General features: G+C 65.8%; 19 protein-coding genes. 16 read left to right on the forward strand and 3 right to left on the reverse strand.

Annotated features, from left to right (window positions below; all coding sequences use genetic code 11):
• Window positions 1-41: 41 nt before the first annotated feature.
• Both gnd and AC1D34_RS03310 read left to right on the forward strand, forming a co-directional pair.
• A complete protein-coding gene (gnd, locus tag AC1D34_RS03305; RefSeq protein ID WP_441489688.1) occupies window positions 42-1,025 on the forward strand; it encodes a phosphogluconate dehydrogenase (NAD(+)-dependent, decarboxylating) in 984 nt (327 codons plus the stop codon).
• A 5-nt stretch (window positions 1,026-1,030) separates the two neighbouring features.
• Window positions 1,031-1,582 (forward strand): gluconokinase, encoded by a 552-nt coding sequence (locus AC1D34_RS03310; protein WP_441489689.1) that lies wholly within the window; start codon window positions 1,031-1,033, stop codon window positions 1,580-1,582.
• 100 nt (window positions 1,583-1,682) lie between these two features.
• Here AC1D34_RS03310 and AC1D34_RS03315 read toward each other — a convergent pair whose 3' ends face one another.
• On the reverse strand, window positions 1,683-2,342 hold the full coding sequence (locus AC1D34_RS03315) for a Fe2+-dependent dioxygenase (protein WP_476823470.1): 660 nt from the start codon (window positions 2,340-2,342) through the stop codon (window positions 1,683-1,685).
• Between the two features lie 246 nt (window positions 2,343-2,588).
• Between AC1D34_RS03315 and AC1D34_RS03320 the strand changes: the two genes are divergently transcribed.
• The 5 genes from AC1D34_RS03320 (at window position 2,589) to AC1D34_RS03340 (ending at window position 6,928) form a co-directional block, all read left to right on the forward strand.
• Window positions 2,589-3,320: a hypothetical protein gene (locus tag AC1D34_RS03320; protein WP_476823471.1), complete on the forward strand. Its 732-nt coding sequence runs from the start codon at window positions 2,589-2,591 to the stop codon at window positions 3,318-3,320.
• Window positions 3,321-3,464: 144 nt separating this feature from the next.
• Window positions 3,465-4,256: a cytochrome-c peroxidase gene (locus tag AC1D34_RS03325; RefSeq protein ID WP_476823472.1), complete on the forward strand. Its 792-nt coding sequence runs from the start codon at window positions 3,465-3,467 to the stop codon at window positions 4,254-4,256.
• 62 nt (window positions 4,257-4,318) lie between these two features.
• Entirely contained in the window at window positions 4,319-4,798 is a 480-nt protein-coding gene (locus AC1D34_RS03330; protein WP_476823473.1) for a cupredoxin domain-containing protein, read from the forward strand.
• 131 nt (window positions 4,799-4,929) lie between these two features.
• Entirely contained in the window at window positions 4,930-6,459 is a 1,530-nt protein-coding gene (locus AC1D34_RS03335) for a UxaA family hydrolase (protein ID WP_476823474.1), read from the forward strand.
• 76 nt (window positions 6,460-6,535) lie between these two features.
• On the forward strand, window positions 6,536-6,928 hold the full coding sequence (locus AC1D34_RS03340; protein ID WP_441505987.1) for a hypothetical protein: 393 nt from the start codon (window positions 6,536-6,538) through the stop codon (window positions 6,926-6,928).
• A gap of 61 nt (window positions 6,929-6,989) precedes the next feature.
• Here the strand turns inward: AC1D34_RS03340 and AC1D34_RS03345 are convergent, their stop codons facing one another.
• The gene (locus AC1D34_RS03345) at window positions 6,990-8,174 is read right to left on the reverse strand and encodes an aminotransferase (protein ID WP_476823475.1); all 1,185 of its coding nucleotides are present in this window, start codon (window positions 8,172-8,174) and stop codon (window positions 6,990-6,992) included.
• Between the two features lie 100 nt (window positions 8,175-8,274).
• Between AC1D34_RS03345 and AC1D34_RS03350 the strand changes: the two genes are divergently transcribed.
• Complete coding sequence (locus AC1D34_RS03350; RefSeq protein WP_476823476.1) at window positions 8,275-9,030, forward strand: SIR2 family NAD-dependent protein deacylase; 756 nt, start codon at window positions 8,275-8,277, stop codon at window positions 9,028-9,030.
• Between the two features lie 138 nt (window positions 9,031-9,168).
• A complete protein-coding gene (locus AC1D34_RS03355) occupies window positions 9,169-9,783 on the forward strand; it encodes a cold-shock protein (protein WP_441489695.1) in 615 nt (204 codons plus the stop codon).
• Between the two features lie 216 nt (window positions 9,784-9,999).
• Here the strand turns inward: AC1D34_RS03355 and AC1D34_RS03360 are convergent, their stop codons facing one another.
• On the reverse strand, window positions 10,000-10,350 hold the full coding sequence (locus AC1D34_RS03360; RefSeq protein WP_441489696.1) for a HesB/IscA family protein: 351 nt from the start codon (window positions 10,348-10,350) through the stop codon (window positions 10,000-10,002).
• Window positions 10,351-10,436: 86 nt separating this feature from the next.
• Here AC1D34_RS03360 and AC1D34_RS03365 point away from each other — a divergent pair, with 86 nt between their 5' ends.
• From AC1D34_RS03365 to scpB, 7 genes are all read left to right on the forward strand, one after another.
• Complete coding sequence (locus AC1D34_RS03365) at window positions 10,437-11,672, forward strand: deoxyguanosinetriphosphate triphosphohydrolase (protein ID WP_441489697.1); 1,236 nt, start codon at window positions 10,437-10,439, stop codon at window positions 11,670-11,672.
• Between the two features lie 45 nt (window positions 11,673-11,717).
• Window positions 11,718-13,484: an arginine--tRNA ligase gene (gene argS / locus AC1D34_RS03370; protein ID WP_476823477.1), complete on the forward strand. Its 1,767-nt coding sequence runs from the start codon at window positions 11,718-11,720 to the stop codon at window positions 13,482-13,484.
• A gap of 99 nt (window positions 13,485-13,583) precedes the next feature.
• A complete protein-coding gene (locus AC1D34_RS03375) occupies window positions 13,584-15,233 on the forward strand; it encodes an SPOR domain-containing protein (RefSeq protein WP_476823478.1) in 1,650 nt (549 codons plus the stop codon).
• Window positions 15,234-15,434: 201 nt separating this feature from the next.
• Window positions 15,435-16,532: a TRAP transporter substrate-binding protein gene (locus AC1D34_RS03380; RefSeq protein WP_476823479.1), complete on the forward strand. Its 1,098-nt coding sequence runs from the start codon at window positions 15,435-15,437 to the stop codon at window positions 16,530-16,532.
• Between the two features lie 154 nt (window positions 16,533-16,686).
• Window positions 16,687-17,700: a beta-N-acetylhexosaminidase gene (nagZ, locus tag AC1D34_RS03385; protein WP_476823480.1), complete on the forward strand. Its 1,014-nt coding sequence runs from the start codon at window positions 16,687-16,689 to the stop codon at window positions 17,698-17,700.
• A 46-nt stretch (window positions 17,701-17,746) separates the two neighbouring features.
• Window positions 17,747-18,565 (forward strand): segregation and condensation protein A, encoded by an 819-nt coding sequence (locus AC1D34_RS03390; protein WP_441489702.1) that lies wholly within the window; start codon window positions 17,747-17,749, stop codon window positions 18,563-18,565.
• A 13-nt stretch (window positions 18,566-18,578) separates the two neighbouring features.
• The gene (gene scpB, locus AC1D34_RS03395) at window positions 18,579-19,280 is read left to right on the forward strand and encodes an SMC-Scp complex subunit ScpB (RefSeq protein ID WP_441490030.1); all 702 of its coding nucleotides are present in this window, start codon (window positions 18,579-18,581) and stop codon (window positions 19,278-19,280) included.
• Window positions 19,281-19,342: the final 62 nt, after the last annotated feature.

The raw sequence follows: 19,342 nt of genomic DNA on the forward strand, positions 1-19,342 counted from the left end.
CTCCCAAAGCCGGTTCAGGATCCCCGGCAGGAGCCTTTGCTATGCAGCTTGGAATGATCGGCCTCGGCCGCATGGGAGCCAATATCGTCCGCCGGCTGATGAAGGCCGGGCACGAATGCGTGGTCTACGACCGTGATCCCAAGCCCGGCGCGGCGCTGGCAAGTGAAGGCGCGGTGGTTGCCGCCGATCTCGCCGATCTCGTCTCGAAGCTGAAGGCACCGCGGGCGATCTGGGTGATGCTCCCGGCCGGCGAGATCACCGAGGCGACGCTCAGCGAACTCGCGGCCCACGTCCAGCCCGGCGACACACTGATCGATGGCGGCAACGCCTTCTGGAAGGACGATGTCCGGCGCGGGCAGGAGCTCGCAGAGAAGGGGCTGCACTATCTCGATATCGGCACCAGCGGCGGCGTTCACGGGCTGGAGCGCGGCTATTGCCTGATGGTCGGTGGCGACAAGGCGGGCTTCGACCGTCTGGAGCCGATCTTCAAGGCGCTGGCCCCTGGCAAGGGCGACATTCCAGAGAGCCGGCACCGCGAGGGCCGCAACCCGGCATCCGAGCAGGGCTATCTGCATTGCGGCCCGGTCGGTGCCGGCCATTTCGTCAAGATGGTCCATAACGGCATCGAATACGGCATGATGCAGGCCTTCGCCGAAGGGTTCGACCTGCTGCGCAATGCCTCGGCCAAGGACGGTCTGCCACCCGAATACGGCTTCGATTTCGATGTCGCGGAGATTGCCGAAGTCTGGCGGCGCGGTTCGGTCGTGACCTCCTGGCTGCTCGATCTCACGGCCGAGGCACTGGCCGCCGACGAGGAGCTGTCTGCCTATACCGGGCATGTCTCGGATTCGGGCGAGGGGCGCTGGACGGTGCAGGCCGCGGTGGAGACCGCGACGCCGGCCGAGGTGCTGACCTCCTCGCTCTACACCCGCTTCCGGTCGCGCAAGGACCACACCTTCGCCGAGAAGGTGCTCTCGGCGATGCGCGCCGGGTTCGGCGGGCATGTCGAGCCGAAGAAGCCGTGAGCGTCATGAGCGCTTTCCCGCATGGGCAGATGCCGGCCGTCATCGTCGTCATGGGCGTCGCCAGCTCCGGCAAGACCTCGCTCGGCGAGCGTCTGGCCGAGCGGTTGGGCTGGCCGTTTCGTGATGCGGATTCCTTCCACCCGCCCGAGAACGTCGCCAAGATGTCGAGCGGTACGCCGTTGAACGATGAGGACCGCAAGCCCTGGCTGGCGGCGATCGCGGCCTGGATCGACGAGCTGCGCGCGACCGGCAAGAACGGAATCGTCACCTGTTCCGCACTGAAACGTGCCTATCGCCGCGTCATCATCGGTGACCGGCCGGATGTCGCGCTGGTCTATCTCAAGGGCTCGCGGGAGCTGATCGGCCAGCGCATGGCGGCGCGCCAGCACCATTTCATGCCGCCGGCGCTGCTCGACAGCCAGTTCGCGGCGCTGGAAGAGCCCGGGGCGGATGAGCACCCGCTGGTCGTGTCGGTGGCACTGGCCAAGGATGCGATCGTCGACGAGACGCTTGCCGGCCTGGCGGCGACGGGAACTCCGGGTGCTGGCACCCGCTAAGGCATCGGCCCGAAAAGTGGATTGCGGCTTTCGGGAAAGTCGATGCAAAACAAAGGGTTAGATCATTGGACTGGATACGATATCCGGTCCAATGATCTAGTCAGTCCTGCGCCCACATCCGGGTGAGGTTCGCGACCGATTTGGAGATCAGGTCGAACTCGGGCGTCTTGCCCTCGCGGCCGAACAGTGCGCGACGGGCCCGGTCGAGATCGAACAGGATCTCGCGCTGGCTTGCGTCGCGGATGAAGCTGCGAGCCCAGCCGACGGCAGCAATCCGTTCGCCCTTGGTCACGGGCGCGACATGGTGCAGCGTGGTCGAGGGATAGGCGATGAGCGAACCGGCCGGGAGCTTGATCGCCTCGTCGCCCGACGTGGTCTCGATCACCAGTTCGCCGCCTTCATAAGTCGCGGGGTCGGCCAGGAAGAGGGTGAACGAGACGTCGGTGCGCATGCCGCCCATCAGGGCGTCGTCGACATGGCTGCCATAGGCATGGCCGGGCTCGTAGCGGCTGAAGAGCAGCGGCGTCAGGGCCTTGGGGCGGACGGCGGCCGCGAAGACCTCATTGGCGAGAATGCGCTCCGCGAGGAGAGTCTTGAGCGCATCGGCGCGCGCACCCGGAGCCGCCTGCCGGTTGTTCTTGACCAGTTTCGCATTCCAGCCCGCGGTCCTGCCACCATCCTCGAAGCGCAGCGAGGCCAACGCGGCACGGGCATCTTCGATCTCGGCTTGTGTCAGGATGTTGCCGATCGGCAGGATCATGGAGATTCTCGCTCGCTGAAGGCCGCATCTACAGTTTGCGCCGGGGCAGAAAATAGCTGGCATCAAGGGATTACTAGGGTGATTACCTTGATGTCTAGTTTAGAATCAATGTAATCGTACTTCTAGGCGATGCGGTTGCTTGACGATGTCAGCTTTCGGGTTCATTCGAGAGGTCGTGTTCTTACGTGGGATGTCTGCCAGGCCCTGCGTGGCAGCGCCGCCTGTCGGCCAACCCGGGATGACATGATGAAGACTTCGAGCAAGCTGTGGATCGGTCTCGGTACGGTGATCGCTGCGGGAGCAGGCGTGGCGGCGGCCGGTTTCGCAGAGACCTCCGCTGCTCCGGCCCTGCATGCGAGCGGCTCCTTCGACATTGCCCAGCACGCTCATGGCGCTCCAGTGAAGGCAACGCCGGCCAAGGGGCCGGGCGGCGAAGGTGGAGAGGGGGGCGAAGGCGGCAAAGCCGACGCGCTGGCGCCCAACCTCAAATTTGCACGTTCGATCGCCCTGATCCGGGGCCACCTCCTGGTTGGCGACGAACTGGTCAAGGATGGGCGCTTCGGTGGGGCGCTGCCGCACTTCCTGCACCCGGCTGAAGAAATCTATGGTGGCATCAAGAACGATCTCGCAACCTACAAGGTCCGTCCCTTCGAGGCCGCGCTGAAGGCGCTGGCGCAAACCGTCAAGGCCAGGAAGAAGGATGCCTATGACGGCGCGCTGAAGCTGGTGCAGGAGCGCCTCGCCGAGGCCGATGCCGGGCTCCGTGAGGCCGAGAAGAACTGGCCGCGCTTCTCGGTCGAGACAGCGCTCGAGACCCTGAAGGTCGCCGCCGACGAATATGGCAACGCCATCGAGAAGGGCCGTATCGCCAAGGCGGTCGAGTATCAGGACTCGCGCGGCTTCGTCTGGCATTCGGCTGCGATGATCGATGCGGTTGCCGGCGAGCTTGCCGCCAAGGACGCGACTGCCTTCAAGTAATTGCAGGCTGCGCTTGCCGAACTCAAGAAGGCGTGGCCGACGGCGGTCGCACCGAAGAAGCCGGTCAAGGATACCAGCGCCGTGCGCGGCGATATCGCTCGGGTTGAGCTCCAGGCTGGGAATTTCCTGCGCTGAGGCACGGCGATGGCCCTGTCGGCCTCCCTTTTGAACGCCTTTCTCGCCGGCGCGACCACTGCCGCGCTCGCGCTGATCGGTGGCTCGCAGGCGGTGGAGCCCGCCCAATCCGCAACGGGTGCAGGGCTGACCGCTGCGCGCGCGAGCTATCGACGTCCCAGCGCCGTGCCGTTCCGTGCCTCGAACCCGCTCAACCCCGCCAAGCTTGAGCTCGGGCGGCGCCTGTTCGGCGATCCGGCCTTGTCCTCGAACCGCACGGTCTCATGCGCGACATGCCATGACCCGGCGCTCGGCTTCACCGACGGCGTTGCGATCGGGAAGGGCGTGGCACTGGTGCCGCTGGCACGTCATACACCGCATCTGTGGAACCTCGCCTGGGGCGCAGCCTTCTTCTGGGATGGGCGGGCGCGCACGATCGAGGAGCAGGTGCACGGCCCGATCGAGAGCCCGCTCGAGATGGCCGAGACGTTGCCGCATATCGCCGTCAAGCTCTCGCGCAGGCCAGACTATCGCAAGGCCTTCGCGAGCGCGTTTCCCGGTAGCCGGAGCATCGGGCCTGACCAGATCAGCGCCTCGCTCGCGACCTATGTCCGAAGCCTGGTCTCGCCGCCGACCCGCTTCGATGCCTGGGTCGAAGGCGACGAGACCGCCCTCACCAGCGAAGAACAGGGGGCTTTGCGCTCTTCACCGGCTGGGCCGGCTGCAGCAATTGCCACTCCGGCTGGGCTTTCACCGATCGTGCCTTTCACGATGTCGGTCTGCCGGGGAGCGATCTCGGGCGCGGCAAGATTATCGATCTGAGAGCAGCCGATCATGCGTTCCAGACGCCGTCGCTGCGGGAGCTGGCCTGGACCACGCCCTATATGCATGACGGCTCGCTGCCGACGCTGGATGCCGTGCTCGATCACTATGAGCACGGCGTCGTGCAGCGGCCGAGCCTCTCGCCGGACATCAAGCCGATCGGGTTGACGTCGGAGGAGCGCGCCGCGCTGTTGGCCTTCCTGGCGACGCTGTCGAGCGAAAATCCGCCCGCACCGGTTTCTGCCCTCAGCGCTGCCCGGCCTGCTGCGCTGGCGGTTGCGGACCTGGGCACGACGATCTCGCAGAAGAACAAGATGTTCCAGCCCTCGTCCGTTAGGCTGCATGCCGGCCAGAGCCTGACGATCAACAATGACGATGTCCGTACCCATAATGTGCGGCTGGACACCGGTCCCAAGCCGTTCAACTCCGGAGCGCAGGAGCCCGGTCAGTCGGTGACGATCCCGTTCACGCGGGCCGGCATATATGAGCTCTATTGCGGCATCCACCCGACCATGCAGCTCAGTGTTTCGGTCGAGCGATAGGCCGGCCTGACGATCCGGCGTCGCATGCAAGGCCGGGCTTACTTTCAACCGATTGAAAAAAGCGCAGGACAGGCGCATGTCTTGGAAGAGCGCGGCCCTGGGTCGCCACCCCCAAGCAGACGGTTCCTCTCATGCTCGACAAGGTCTTGCCGCCGCGTACGCTGAAGCTCAATGCCGCCGACAATGTCGCGGTCGCGGTCGACCCGATCGATGCAGGCGTCACCGCAGCGGGTGTCGTCGCCCTGAAACGCATTCCGCGCGGCCACAAGGTCGCACTGGCCCCAATTGCCAGGGACGAGCCGATCCGCAAATTCGGCCAGATCATCGGCTTTGCCACGGTCGACATCCCGCCTGGCGAATGGGTGCACGAGCATAATACCGGCTTCCACGCCTTCGAACGCGACTATGATTTCTGCGCCGAGGCGAAGCCTGAATTCGTGCTGCCGGTCGAGCAGCAGGCGACGYTCGAGGGGTTTCGCCGCAAGGGCGGTGGGGCCGGCACGCGCAACTATGTCGGCATCCTCACTTCGGTGAACTGCTCGGCCTCGGTCGCGCGCTTCATGGCCGAGGAGATCAAGCGCTCGGGCATTCTGGCCGATTACCCCAATGTCGACGGAGTCATCGCGCTGACCCACGGCACCGGCTGTGGCATCGACTACAATGGCGAGAGCTTCGAGGTCCTGAAGCGCACGACCTGGGGCTATGCCTGCAACCCCAACATGGCGGCGGTGCTGGTCGTCGGCCTCGGCTGTGAAGGGTTTCAGATCAAGCGCATGAAGGAAGCCTATGGCGTCGAGGAGAGCGACATCTTCCGCACCATGACGATTCAGGAGACGGGCGGCACCAGGAAGAGCGTCGCCGCCGGCATCGAGGCGCTGAAGGTGATGCTGCCGATCGCCAACCGCGCCGTGCGCGAGACGGTACCCGCCTCGGAGCTGACGCTTGCCCTGCAATGCGGCGGTTCCGATGGCTATTCCGGCATCACGGCCAATCCGGCGCTGGGCGCTGCCGTCGACATCCTGGTCGAGCATGGCGGCACGGCGATCCTGTCCGAGACGCCCGAAATCTACGGAGCCGAGCACCTGCTCACCCGCCGCGCTGCAACGCGCGAGGTCGGCGAGAAGCTCGTCGGCGTGATCAAGTGGTGGGAGGAGTATACCGAGCGCGCCCGCATGAGCATGAACAACAACCCCTCGCCGGGTAACAAGGCGGGCGGGCTCACCACGATCCTGGAGAAGTCGCTGGGTGCGGCGGCGAAGGGCGGCACCAAGACGCTGGCGGCCGTCTATCACTATGCCGAGCCGGTGAAATCGAAGGGCTTTGTCTACATGGACACGCCTGGCTACGACCCGGTCGCGGCGACGGGGCAGGTCGCGGGAGGCGCCAATATCCTCGCCTTCACTACCGGGCGTGGCTCGGCCTATGGCTGCAAGCCGACACCTTCGGTCAAGCTCGCCACCAATACGCCGATCTACGAGAAGATGATCGACGACATGGATATCAATTGCGGGGACATCCTCGATGGCGTGACGCTGGAGGAGAAGGGCCGCGAGATTTTCGAGACGCTGCTGCGCGTTGCGTCCGGCGAGCGCTCCAAATCCGAGCAGCTCGGCTATGGCGATGCCGAGTTCGTGCCCTGGCAGATCGGCGCAACGATGTGATCGCAGTCGTTTGACAGGAGGGGAGCGCGGTTCCATCGGCCGCGCTGTCCAAGACGAAAGCGCTGGGGGCGCTCTCATGAAGCACATTCTGCTTGTCACCGTGCCGCGGCTTTTGCTCGGCCTGATCTTCCTGGTCAGCGCAGTCGACGGTTTCTGGTTCCTGGCGACGGGGAGCCATCTGATCCATCCGCCGACTTCGCCGAAGGGCATGGAATTCGAGCTCGCTCTGCAGAATTCCGGCTTCTTCTGGCCCTTTCTGAAAAGCGTCAATCTTGTCGGGGCGCTCAGCCTGCTTCTCAATATCGTGCCGGCCCTGGGGCTCGCATTGATTGCGCCGGTGATGGCCGTGATCGTGCTGTTCCACCTCACCATCAATCCGCAGGGCCTGCCGGTCGCACTCATCCTGATCGTCAGTGGCGGTCTGCTGGTCTACGCCTATCGCGAGCGCTACGCCGCCCTGCTTCGGTAAGGTTCTGGCCAATGGTCGTCCCGGTCGCCCATCGGCCACCCGGGATGACCCCGAGTTTCATTCAGAGCGTAAAGCCCGAGAGCCGTTCGCCGATCTCGCTGATCCGTTCCTTGCCGACATTGGCGATGGCGATGCGCAGATGCTGTTCCTGCCCGGGGCCGAAATAGGGGCCGGGCAGGGCGAGCACGCCACGCTCCCCGACCAGGGCCCGCACCACCTCTGCCGCGGGCACGTCTGCGAATGGATGCGCGACATAGGCGAAATAGGCCCCGGCTGCGAGCACCTGCCAGCCGTTCAGCGGCGCCATCGCGGCACGGAAGGCGCCGGCCCGTGCATTGATCTCGGCACGGTTGGTCTCGCGCCAGTCGCGAATGCCGTCGATGCCCCAGGCAACCGCCTGCTGGCCGGCCCGCACGGGGCTGATCTGGACGCAGTCCAGCACCTTGCCGATCTGCTCTACGACCGCCTCTCCGGCGGTGATGGCGCCAAGGCGCCAGCCTGGCACGGCATAGGCCTTTGAGAAGCTGTAGAGGCCGATCACGGAATCCCGCCAGCCGCTTGTGGCGAAGATCTCATGCGGCGCCTTCACTCCGTCCGGCAGGAAGTCGCGATAAGTCTCGTCAATGACGAGCCAGATTCCGCGCCTCGCGCAGAGCGCGGCAAAGGCCGCAATGGTCTCGGGCGGATAGACCGAGCCGGTCGGATTGTTGGGCGTCACCAGCACGATCGCGCGGGTCTTTGCATCGATCAGGCTTTCCGCCTGCTCGGCATCCGGAACGAAGCCGCAAGCCGGATCGCAGGGGAGCGGGCGCGCTTCGACGCCGAGCATTGTCAGCGTCATCTCGTGATTGAAGTACCAGGGCGTCGGCAGCAGCACATTGTCGCCTGCCCGGGCGAGCGCCATCATGGTCACGACATAGGCCTGATTGCAGCCGGAGGTGATGGCGATCTCGGTCGACGCAAATGGAGTGCCATAGATCCTGCCGATCTCGGCGGCATAGGCTTCACGCAGCGAAAGATCGCCGGTGATCGCGCCGTAGCGTGTCAGATCGGGCAGGGCGGCGGCCTCGCCAAGGCGCTGCAGCAGGGACGCGGGTGGTGGCGAGCCTGGCACAGCCTGCGAAAGATCGATCAGCGGGCCGGAGCGGCCGTCATAGGAACGAGCCCAACCCTGCGCCTGCGGGATCGGCGGCGTGCCGGTGTCGAGAAGGTCGGGGTTCAGCGTGGGGCGGACAGTCTGGAGCATGACGGCAGCTTTGAGGCGCGTCCGGCTCCGCGTCAATCGGCTTGGCCGCAGCACGGGGCAGCGCTCATATAGGCAGCGGCAAAGGCGGACGAGTGGGCCCATGCAGGACGAGACCAACGACGCGATCGACGAACTCCACGTGCTGCTCGACCGCGCTGCCGTGATCGTCAGTTTCACCGGAGCCGGGATCTCGACCGAATCCGGCGTGCCGGATTTCCGGTCGCCCGGCTCGCCCTGGATGATCCACAGACCGATCCCGTTCGACGCTTTCGTCGCCAGCCGCGAGGCGCGCGTCGAAGCCTGGCGCCGCAAGTTCGCGATGGATGACCATTTTGCCGGTGCGATGCCCAATCGCGGCCATAAGGCACTTGCTAATCTGGTGGCCCAGGGGCGCTCTCCCGGAGTGATCACGCAGAATATCGACGGGCTGCATCAGGATTCCGGCATCCCCGAGGACAGGATCATCGAACTGCACGGCAACGGCACCTATGCCACCTGCCTGACCTGCGGCTGGCGGCATGAACTGGCCGCGATCCGCCCGGTCTTCGAGGCAAGCGGAGAGCCGCCGCGCTGCATCATCTGCAGCGGCATCGTGAAGTCCGCGACGATCTCGTTCGGCCAGGCCATGCCGGAAGCGGCGATGCGACGGGCGCATGCGCTGACCATGCGGGCGGATCTCTTCCTCGTCGCGGGCTCGTCGCTGGTGGTGTTTCCGGCTGCGACGTTTCCGGCGATCGCCAAGCGCAATGGAGCGAAGCTCGTGATCATCAATCGCGAACCGACGGAGCCCGACGCGATCGCCGATCTCGTGGTGCGGGCCGAGATCGGCCCCGCGCTTGGCCGGCTGGCAGGCTGAGCGCGCCAAAAGCGTTGCCAATCTGCCGCGGTGTCCATCGCGATGATGTGGATGACGCCAAGCCGGCTGTATCGCGCCTTCGAACCGATGGTATCGTATCGGCACGAATCAAACAGTTCGCGCGGAGATGAGCGGGACATGTCCGACGAGTTCGGTGAGAGCGGGCGGCCACCGGTCGGTCCGATTCAATCACTCAACCGCATCATGCGGCTGGACGGAGGCGAAGGCTTCGATCACGACGCAAGCGTCGAGGTCGTGGGCTACGTCAAGTGGTTCGATGTCAGCAAGGGCTACGGTTTCGTGGTTCCTGAGGATGGCGGTGCCGACGTGCTCGTCCATGTCACCATCCTGAAGCGCGATGGCTTCAACGCCATCGCCGAAGGGGCCCGCATCGTTCTGGAAGCGATCGCGAAGGCGCGCGGACGTCAGGCGGTGCGCGTGATGTCGATCGATACCTCGGCCGGGCGCCATCCGGCGGAGATGCCGCTGGCACGCACCAATGTCTCGGTTGCTCCGACGAGCGGGCTCGAGCGCATGGTGGTGAAGTGGTTCAATCGCCTGCGCGGCTTCGGTTTCGTCTCGAAGGGCGAGGGCGCTCCGGACATCTTCGTCCATATGGAAACCTTGCGCCGCTACGGCATCGTGGAGCTCATCCCCGGCCAGACGGTGCTGGTGCGCTACGGACCTGGACCGAAGGGCCTGATGGCGGCCGAGATCAGGCTGGAGCAGGGCGGCGCGATCAGCTCGCACTGAGCGCCGACAATCAGATCGCAGACCAAGGAAGAGGCGCCGTCAGGGCGCCTTTTCCTTTTTGTGGGCGCCGAGCGCCCGGCGTCGGACAGCGGCGGCCATGAACTCGCCTCTCGCGCCCGAGGTGATCTGCGCGTTTCGCCGAGAATCGTCAGCTGCTTCGGGAGAATGGCGTCAGGCACGGCCCGTCATCAGGCCCTGCTGCCCATTGCCGACCCGCTAGAGCGCAAACGACGTCCCACAGCCGCAGGAGCTGGTCGCGTTCGGATTGGTGATCTTGAAGGACTGGCCGACAAGATCATCGACGAAATCGATCGTGCAGCCTTCGAGCAGGTCCAGCGAGGTTTCGTCGATCAGGACGGTTGCGCCGTCGCGCTCGATCACGAGGTCGCCCGGCGCTTTTTCGTGGTCGACATCGAAGATGTACTGGAAGCCCGAGCAGCCGCCACCGGCGACGCTGACGCGCAGCATCGAGCCGGGCGGCTCCTTCGCCATCACCGCGAGAATGCGATTCGCGGCCTTGCCGGTGACGGCGATGCCACGCGGATTGACCTGAAGATCGGTCGTCATAGGCAGATGCTCCTTGCACCTTTGTTGTCTGCAAAGGTAATTGCGCCGCAGCGCCTGTACAAGCAGGGGGCGTCGATAGGTCCGCCATGCCGCAGCCACAGAGCCCTTCATCCGACCGCGAGCCCGGCGACCGCTGGCGCGCGGCCTATGCCTGTCGTTCGAGCCAGAGCCGCGGCCGCCTGATCGCGGAGCCGGCGTCACCGACGCGCAGCCATTTCCAGCGCGATCGCGACCGGATCATTCATTCCACAGCCTTCCGCCGTTTGAAGCACAAGACGCAAGTCTTTGTTTCGCATGAGGGAGATCATTACCGTACCCGCCTGACGCATACGATCGAGGTGGCGCAGATCGCGCGCGCACTCGCCCGGGCGCTCGGCCTCGACGAGGATCTGGCCGAGGCTCTGGCGCTGGCGCATGACCTTGGCCACACACCGTTCGGGCATACCGGTGAGGATGCCCTCGATGCCTGCATGCACAAGTTCGGTGGTTTCGACCACAACGCCCAGACGCTGCGAATCGTGACCCGGCTCGAACATCGCTATGCCGGTTTCGACGGGCTCAACCTCAGCTGGGAGATGCTGGAAGGGCTGGTCAAGCATAACGGCCCGCTGATCGGCCCCGACGGCGTGCCGACTGCCCGCTATGCGAAGACTGGTGTCCCAGCGGCGATCGTCGAGTATCAGGAGCGGCAGGATCTCTGGCTCGACAGCCATGCCTCTGCGGAGGCGCAGGTCGCCGCGCTCGCCGACGACATCGCCTACAACGCCCATGACATCGATGATGGCTTGCGGGCAGGGCTGTTCGGGCATGCGGAGCTTCGCGTCGTGCCGTTCCTGGCGGATCTGCTCGACGAGATCGAGCGGTTGCATCCTGGCCTCGAGACATCCCGCGCCACGAACGAGCTGGTGCGCCGGGTGATCACGCGCTTCGTCGAGGATGTGATCGGGCGCTCCGAGGAGCTCATTGCCGCGCTGGCGCCAACTGATGCCGATGCGATCCGCCGGGCGGGAGCGCCGGTTGTCGCCTTCTCGGAGACGATCACGACGGCCGATCGCCAGATCAAGGCCTTCCTTTATCCCAACATGTACCGGCACCCACGGGTCGGGGTCATTCGCCAGCAGGCAGCCGACGTGGTGCGCGACCTTTTCACGCGCTTTGCTGCGGCGCCGCAGGCGATGCCGCCCGACTGGGCGGCTGGGATGACGGAGCTCGACGAGCCCCGCAAGGCCCGCCGGATTGCCGACTATATTGCCGGTATGACCGACTGGTACGCGCTCGACGAGCATCGCCGCCTGTTTGACGCGACCCCGTCGCTGCGATAGGCCCGGGCACTTCTTCCTTCCAGTTTTCGTATTCTTGCGGTCGCAATGAACCTGTTCGAGACCTTTTCCGCGCGCATCAACAGCGCCCTGACCCTGCTTGCAGATCGCGGCGCCATCCCGACCGGGCTGTCCTTCGCCCGTGTCGTCGTCGAGCCGACGCGGGACCCGGCCCATGGCGATCTTGCGATCAATGCCGCGATGGTGCTCGCCAAGGAGGCCGGCACCAACCCACGCGCTCTGGCAGCCTTGCTGGTTGATGAGCTCGCGCGTGATCCGGACGTGGCGAAGGCCGAGATCGCGKGGCCGGGCTTCATCAACCTGACGCTGCAGCCGGCCGTCTTCACGGGGATTCTGAAATCCGCGATCGAGGCCGGACTGGATCACGGCCGCGGTGCGCTCCGGCCCGATCCGAAGATCAATGTGGAATATGTCTCGGCCAATCCGACCGGGCCTATGCATGTCGGCCACGGGCGCGGCGCTGTCTTCGGCGATGCCTTGTCGAGCCTGCTCGCCTTTGCCGGCCACGCGGTCAGCCGCGAGTACTATATCAACGATGCCGGCGCGCAGGTCGATGTACTCGCCCGCTCCGCTTTCCTGCGCTACCGCGAGGCGCTGGGCGAGGAGATCGGGGCGATCCCGGAGGGACTCTACCCCGGCGACTATCTCAAGTCGGTCGGCGAGAGCCTGGCCAAGACCTATGGCGAGAGCCTGCGGGGCAAGCACGAGTCCGAATGGCTGGTGGCGGTGCGCGCTGCCGCGATCGATGGCATGATGGCGATGATCCGGGACGATCTCGCTGCACTCGGGGTCGTTCACGACGTCTTCTTCTCGGAGCGCTCGCTTCAGGCGGTCGACGGCAATATCGATGCCGTGCGCGAGACGATCGAGGACCTGCGCTCGCGCGACCTGATCTATGAAGGCAGGCTTCCGCCACCCAAGGGGCAGAAGGACGAGGACTGGGAAGACCGCGAGCAGACCCTGTTCCGGGCCACGCTGTTCGGCGACGATGTCGACCGGCCGCTGCTCAAGTCGGACGGCAGCTACACCTATTTCGCCAATGACATCGCCTATCACCGGTCGAAATTCGTTCGCGGCTTCGCCGAGATGATCGATGTCTGGGGCGCTGATCATGGCGGCTATGTCAAGCGCATGTCGGCTGCGGTGAAAGCGGTGACGCATGGCGAGGGCTCGCTCGACGTCAAGCTCTGCCAGCTCGTGCGGCTGCTGCGCAATGGCGAGCAGGTGCGCATGTCGAAGCGCTCCGGGGATTTCGTGACGCTGCGCGAAGTCATCGACGARGTCGGCCGCGATGCGGTGCGCTTCATGATGATCTTCCGCAAGAACGACGCGACGCTCGATTTCGATCTCGCCAAGGTCGTCGAGCAGTCGAAGGACAATCCCGTCTTCTACGTCCAATATGCCCATGCACGCTGCGCTTCGATCTTCCGGCAGGCGCGCGAAGCGTTCCCCGGCATCGATCTGTCGCCCGGGGTGCTGGCGCAGGCGGACCTGTCGCGCCTGACCGACGAGGCGGAGATCGGCATCATCAAGATGATCGCTGCCTATCCAAGAATGATCGATGCAGCGGCCAGCGCACATGAGCCGCATCGCGTGGCATTCTTCGTCCATGAGCTGGCGAGCGCGTTCCACTCGCTCTGGAACAAGGGCAAAGACTCGCCGCAATTACGGTTCGTTAATCAAACTGATCGAGAATCCACGGTAGCAAGACTGGCGTTCGTGCACGCGGTGCGCAGCGTCCTTGCCTCCGGTCTGGCTGTCGTCGGGGTTGCGGCGCCGGAAGAAATGCGTTGACGGCCAGGATCGCCGGCGGCGCGCAAAGTCGGTCAGATTGACCTTGCGTAGAGTTCGGCGTTCCATTCGGGCGCCGACAGCGCTGGAATGGATCATACCATGAGTGAGCCAGCTAGGAACCGTTTCGCCCTCGACCTCGATGACCTCGAGCGTCAGCTGCGCGGCGCGGCTCAGCCTCCAAAGGCAGGGGCGTCTGTCGACCCGCTTGTCGAGCTGACCCGAATCGTCGGTCAGGATGACCCCCTGAAGGAACTCTTCTCGCCGCGGGCCGCTGCCGCTCCGGTGCAGCAGCAAGCGGCCGCCGCTGCAGCCTGGCCGGGCGCCCGGCAGCGCCAGGAGCCTTCTTTTGCCCAGGCACCGGCTCAGCAGCCTGTTGCCGCCAACAATGCACAGCCGCCGGCCGATATGCTGGGGGCACTCGACGAGTTCGAGGCGCTGCTTCGCCGCGGGGATATCGCCCGCCCGGCACCTGCCGCCGAACCGGTCCGGCAGGCTGCGGTCTATGTTCCGACGCCGGTCGAACAGCCGGAGCCCTATCGCGCTGCACGGTCGGAGCCCGCCCGGCCTGCCGCGCATGATGCGCGTGACCTCGACGAGGAGCGTGGCAACGCGCAATATCAGGATTACGGCCACGACACGCAGGCGGACTATCCCGAGCCGCCACTGATGGCCGAAGATGATTATCAGGATTTGCCGCCGCGGCGCTCGCGCAAGGGCCTTTGGGCTGCCGCTGCCGCGATTGCCGTCGCAGTGATTGGCGTCGGCGGCTACATGGGCCTGCGCGGTCCGTCCGTGACGAGCGACGGCCAGCCGCCGGTCATCGCGGCCGATGGCGGCCCGAGCAAGGTTGCGCCGACCAATCCCGGCGGCGCCGAGATTCCGAATCAGAACAAGCAGATTTACGAGCGTGCTGGGGACAGCCCGTCGAACCCGACCAAGGTCGTCAGCCGCGAGGAGCAGCCGGTCGATATCCAGCAGGCGGCACGCACGATGCCGGGCCGGATGGTCATGCCGGGACTCGGCTCGACGCCGCAGGCAGGCGCCAATGGCAATCCGCTGGCCCAGGCTCCGGCGGCTCCTGAGCGCGGCTCCGTCTCGCCGGCCGAAGCTGGTCTGATCGCAACGTCCAGCGTACCAGGCCTCGGCGAGCCGCGCCGGGTGCGTACCGTCTCGATCCGTCCCGATGGCACGCCGGCGCCTCCGCCCGGCGCGAGCGCGGCCTATAGCAACGGCGCGTCAGGGCTCGCGACCGGCGCAGCGCCGACCAGGCTCGGCGGGAACCTGCCGCTCAATCCATCCTCGACCGCAAGCACCAATCCGCCGCGGCCGCGTACGGCTGCGACGCCGGCCGTGGCGCCTGAAGTTCCGAAGGCTCAGGAGCGCGTCGCGACACCTGCGCCGGCGACCACCCCGGCCGCGCCGGTGCGTGTTGCAAGTGCTGCTCCGACACCGGCCCCCGCTGCGACGCCTGCTCCGGCGACCGCCGCGATCCGTAGCGGCACCGGCGACTTTGCCGTGCAGCTCGCTGCTCCCGGCAGCGAAGCGGAGGCACGCGCCGCATTCGCGGCCCTGCAGCGCAAATATCCTGGCCAGCTCGGCGGCCAGTCGCCGATCGTCAAGAAGACGGATCTCGCTGGCGGAAAGACCGTCTATCGCCTGCGCATCGGGCCGTATTCCCGCGAGGATGCGGCAACGATGTGCACGCAGCTTCAGGCTGCCGGCGGCCAGTGCTTCATCGCCAAGAACTGATTGCCAACTTCGAGATGATCAGACCGCCGGTGGCTTCTGCCACCGGCGGTTTTCCTTTGCCGTGTGTCGCGGACAGGTGGCGGTGTTATGTCGTGCTGTGTTGGCAGGGGCTGGGCGTCCGGGATCGCGGTCAAAGACGCACGCGTCGAATCCGGGTAGGGCATGCCCTGAAACGATGACACCGAACTCAGGAGGACATCCATGGATCGCCGTACTTTCGTCAAGGCCTCAGGCGCCGGAGTCGCAGCCGGTGGCGTGACCATCGCTGCGCCGGCCATCGCGCAGGCCCAGCCGAAGGTCAGCTGGCGCCTGACCTCGAGCTACCCGAAGAGCCTCGACACGTTGTTCGGCATCAGCACGCAGATCGCCAAGCGCGTCGCGGAAGCGACGGACAACCAGTTCCAGATCCAGGTCTTCGCGCCGGGTGAGATCGTGCCGGCATTGCAGGCGCTCGATGCCGTCCAGAACGGTACCGTCGAGTGCAGCAGCACGCTGTCGAGTTTCTACATCGGCAAGAACCCGGCCTTCGCCTTCGAGACCTCGCTGCCTTTCGGCTTGAACACCCGCCAGCACAATGCCTGGCTCTATCAGGGCGGTGGGCTCGAGCTCTGCCGCGCCTTCATGAATACCTACAACCTCCACACCATCCCCTCGGGGAATACCGGCGCGCAGATGGGTGGCTGGTTCCGCAAGGAGATCAAGACGATCGAGGATCTGAAGGGCCTGAAGTTCCGGATTGCCGGCCTCGGTGGCACGATCCTGGCGAAGCTGGGCGTCGTGCCGCAGCAGATCGGCGGTGGCGACATCTATCCGGCGCTGGAGCGCGGCACGATCGACGCAGCCGAATTCTCAGGTCCGCTCGACGACGAGAAGCTCGGTTTCCAGCGCGTCGCCAAGTACTATTACTATCCCGGCTTCTGGGAGGGCTGCGCCAATGTCAGCTTCATCGTGAACCTGGAGAAGTGGAACGCGCTGCCCGCTTCGTACAAGGCGATCGTGGAAGCGGCCTGCGCCGAGGCCAACGCGCTTTGCGTCGCGAAATATGACCACGGCAATCCCGACGCCCTGCTGCGCCTCGTCGCCAGCGGCGCTGAGCTCAGGCCGTTTCCGCAGGACGTGATGGTCGCCGCCTTCAAGGAAGCGCAGGCGCTCTATGGCGAGCTTGCGGCCAGCAATCCGGCCTTCAAGACCTTCTATGATTCGTGGTTGCCTTACTGGCGCAAGGAACAGCTCTGGTTCCGTGTCGCAGAACTGCCCTTCGACGCGTTCAACGCCGGCATGGCGCAGCAGATGCGCTGAGCCTCGATGTGCTGAGCCTCCTGGGCTCTGCCAAATAGGTCGAGAGCGAAGCCCGGGGCCAGTTGGTCCCGGGCTTCTTCCGCTAAGGCGCCAGAGCGGGAATCATGCGACAAGACGGCTTCCGCTGCTTTGCAATCCGCCTCGGGCCTGCTTCATGAAATCCCGCGCCTTCATTGCCGGTTGCCTCGGCACCAGCCTCACCCCTGACGAACGCGCCTTCTTCCGCGATGCCAGGCCCTGGGGCTTTATCGTCTTCAAACGCAACACCCAGACTCCGGGACAGACCGCGGCGCTGACCGCGCAAATGCGGGAGGCCGTGGGCTGGCATGCGCCGATCCTGATCGACCAAGAGGGTGGCAGGGTGCAGCGGATGGGGCCGCCACACTGGCCGGCCTATCCGCCGGCGCAAGCCTTCCTTGGGATCAACGACCCCGTGCAACAGCGCGAGATCGTGCGGCTCTCGGCACGGCTGATGGCGCATGATCTCAAGGCCGTCGGCATCGATGTCGATTGCCTGCCGGTACTCGACGTGCCGGTCTCCGGCAGCCATGACGTGATCGGCAATCGCGCCTATGCCCATGACCCCGACATGGTCGCGCGCCTCGGCCGCGCGGCGGCGGAGGGACTCCTGGCGGGCGGGGTCATCCCCGTGGTCAAGCATATGCCCGGCCACGGCCGGGCGCGGGCCGACAGCCATCATGACCTGCCGGTCGTCGACGCCTCGCTCGAGGCGCTGCGCGGGCATGATTTCCGGCCGTTCCGACATCTCGCCGACATGCCGATGGCAATGACGGCACATGTCGTGTTCACGGCACTCGATCAAGGGCATCCGGCCACGGTTTCGCGTCGGGTCGTCAAAGAGATCATGCGCGGCGAACTCGGCTTCGACGGCCTGATCATGACCGACGACATCTCGATGAAGGCGCTCTCAGGCAGCTTCGCCGAGAAGTCGCGGGCGGCGATCCGCGCCGGGGTCGACATCGTGTTGCATTGCCACGGCATCATGGAGGAGATGATCGCCGTTGCCGGCGCTGTGCCGGACATGACGGGGGCACGGGCCCGCCGCGCCGCGATGGCGCTCGCCCGGATCCGGCATGAGCCCGAACCGCTCGATGTGGAGGCTGCGCGCGCCCAGTTGACCAGCGCCCTTGCGTTGGGCGGCCGATAGTCGGAACCTGCGTTCTCAGGGGTGACAGCTTGGGGACGCGGCGGGAATGGACGCCGAACTGCCGTTCGAGGACGAGGCCAGGCCGGCGCGCACTGACGGCGAGCCGGCGCTGCTCGTCGATGTCGACGGCTATGAAGGCCCGCTCGACCTGCTGCTCGACCTGGCCCGGCGGCAAAAAGTCGATCTGCACCGCATCTCGATCCTGGCGCTTGCCGAGCAGTATCTAGCCTTCGTCGAGCAGGCGAGAGCGCTCAGGCTTGAGCTTGCCGCTGACTATCTCGTGATGGCGGCCTGGCTCGCCTATCTGAAGTCGCGGTTGCTTTTGCCCGAACCACCGAAGGGCGAGGAGCCGAGTGCCGCGGATCTGGCGACGGCGCTGGCTTTGCGGTTGCGCCGGCTCGAGGCGATCCGCGCGGCGGCGCGGCGGCTGGCGTCCCGGGAAAGGCTGGGACAGGACGTCTTCGCCCGTGGTGCGCCGGAGCCGATCGTTGCCGGCGCCCGCCCGGTCTGGGAGGCCGAACTCTACGATCTGCTCTCGGCCTATGGCCAGCAGCGCCAGAAGCGGGCGCAAAGCCATATCTCCGTCGGGCATCGCATGGTCTGGTCCCTGGTCGAGGCGCGGGAGGTCCTGCAGCGACTGGTCGGCGAGGCGGCGGACTGGACGGCGATCGACCCCTACCTGACCCGCTACATGGCGAGCCACGGGCTGTCGCAAAGCGAAATGCGCGCGACCGTTCGTGCCTCCGCGCTGTCTGCCATGCTGGAGATGGTGCGCGAGGGAATTCTCGATCTGCGCCAGGATGGTGCCTTCACGCCGCTCTATATCCGGCGGCGCTCGGCGCGGCCGCCGACCCTGCCGCTATGATGGCTCGGTGACGATGTCTGCGGCGCCTGAGCGGATCGACGATGACGAGGGGAGCGAGGCGCAGCTCTTCGCCCAGTCGCTGCGCATCGTCGAGGCGCTGCTCTTCGCATCGGCTGCACCGCTCTCGGAAGAGGAACTCAGCCATTCCGTGCCGTCCGGCGTCGCCGTACGGCAGCTCCTTGCCCGACTCACAGACATCTACGCGACGCGTGGCGTCAATCTGCGGCAGGTCGCCGGAAAATGGGCGTTTCGGACCGCACCGGACCTCGGCTACCTGCTGGCGGCCGAGGCGGAGCCGCCGCGCAAGTTGTCGCGGGCGGCGCTCGAGGTGTTGGCGATCATTGCCTATCATCAACCGGTGACACGGGCCGAGATCGAGGAGATCCGGGGCGTTGCCACCGCCAAAGGTACGCTCGACATCCTGCTCGAAGCCGGGTGGGTCAGGCTGCGCGGGCGGCGTCGGACGCCGGGCCGGCCTGTGACCTACGGCACGACGCCGGGCTTCCTTGATCATTTCGGGCTCGACCGCATCGACGACCTCCCTGGCCTGGACGAACTGAAGGGCTCGGGCTTCATCGAGGGGCGGCTCTCGAAGGACCTGACCGTGCCAATCCCCGATGATGGTCTCGACCTGCAGGAGGACGAGGATCCGCTTGGGGACCTCTTTACCCCGCTTGACGACGGCGACGGGCCGCCCCACACCCCGGACGAGTGAAATCGGGGGACAGTCCCTGATTGTCGTCCCGGGCGACCGCAGGGATCCATGGGGTCCATGGC

This window comes from Allobosea sp. P1_A7 (assembly GCF_056406775.1).

Bases quoted from the DNA above. Each gene is read 5' to 3' on its own strand.
- gnd (WP_441489688.1), top strand. From the start codon at position 42: ATGCAGCTTGGAATGATCGGCCTCGGCCGCATGGGAGCCAATATCGTC.
- AC1D34_RS03310 (WP_441489689.1), top strand. From the start codon at position 1,031: ATGAGCGCTTTCCCGCATGGGCAGATGCCGGCCGTCATCGTCGTCATG.
- AC1D34_RS03315 (WP_476823470.1), bottom strand. From the start codon at position 2,342: ATGATCCTGCCGATCGGCAACATCCTGACACAAGCCGAGATCGAAGAT.
- AC1D34_RS03320 (WP_476823471.1), top strand. From the start codon at position 2,589: ATGAAGACTTCGAGCAAGCTGTGGATCGGTCTCGGTACGGTGATCGCT.
- AC1D34_RS03325 (WP_476823472.1), top strand. From the start codon at position 3,465: ATGGCCCTGTCGGCCTCCCTTTTGAACGCCTTTCTCGCCGGCGCGACC.
- AC1D34_RS03330 (WP_476823473.1), top strand. From the start codon at position 4,319: ATGCATGACGGCTCGCTGCCGACGCTGGATGCCGTGCTCGATCACTAT.
- AC1D34_RS03340 (WP_441505987.1), top strand. From the start codon at position 6,536: ATGAAGCACATTCTGCTTGTCACCGTGCCGCGGCTTTTGCTCGGCCTG.
- AC1D34_RS03345 (WP_476823475.1), bottom strand. From the start codon at position 8,174: ATGCTCCAGACTGTCCGCCCCACGCTGAACCCCGACCTTCTCGACACC.
- AC1D34_RS03350 (WP_476823476.1), top strand. From the start codon at position 8,275: ATGCAGGACGAGACCAACGACGCGATCGACGAACTCCACGTGCTGCTC.
- AC1D34_RS03355 (WP_441489695.1), top strand. From the start codon at position 9,169: ATGTCCGACGAGTTCGGTGAGAGCGGGCGGCCACCGGTCGGTCCGATT.
- AC1D34_RS03360 (WP_441489696.1), bottom strand. From the start codon at position 10,350: ATGACGACCGATCTTCAGGTCAATCCGCGTGGCATCGCCGTCACCGGC.
- AC1D34_RS03365 (WP_441489697.1), top strand. From the start codon at position 10,437: ATGCCGCAGCCACAGAGCCCTTCATCCGACCGCGAGCCCGGCGACCGC.
- AC1D34_RS03375 (WP_476823478.1), top strand. From the start codon at position 13,584: ATGAGTGAGCCAGCTAGGAACCGTTTCGCCCTCGACCTCGATGACCTC.
- AC1D34_RS03380 (WP_476823479.1), top strand. From the start codon at position 15,435: ATGGATCGCCGTACTTTCGTCAAGGCCTCAGGCGCCGGAGTCGCAGCC.
- nagZ (WP_476823480.1), top strand. From the start codon at position 16,687: ATGAAATCCCGCGCCTTCATTGCCGGTTGCCTCGGCACCAGCCTCACC.
- AC1D34_RS03390 (WP_441489702.1), top strand. From the start codon at position 17,747: ATGGACGCCGAACTGCCGTTCGAGGACGAGGCCAGGCCGGCGCGCACT.
- scpB (WP_441490030.1), top strand. From the start codon at position 18,579: ATGTCTGCGGCGCCTGAGCGGATCGACGATGACGAGGGGAGCGAGGCG.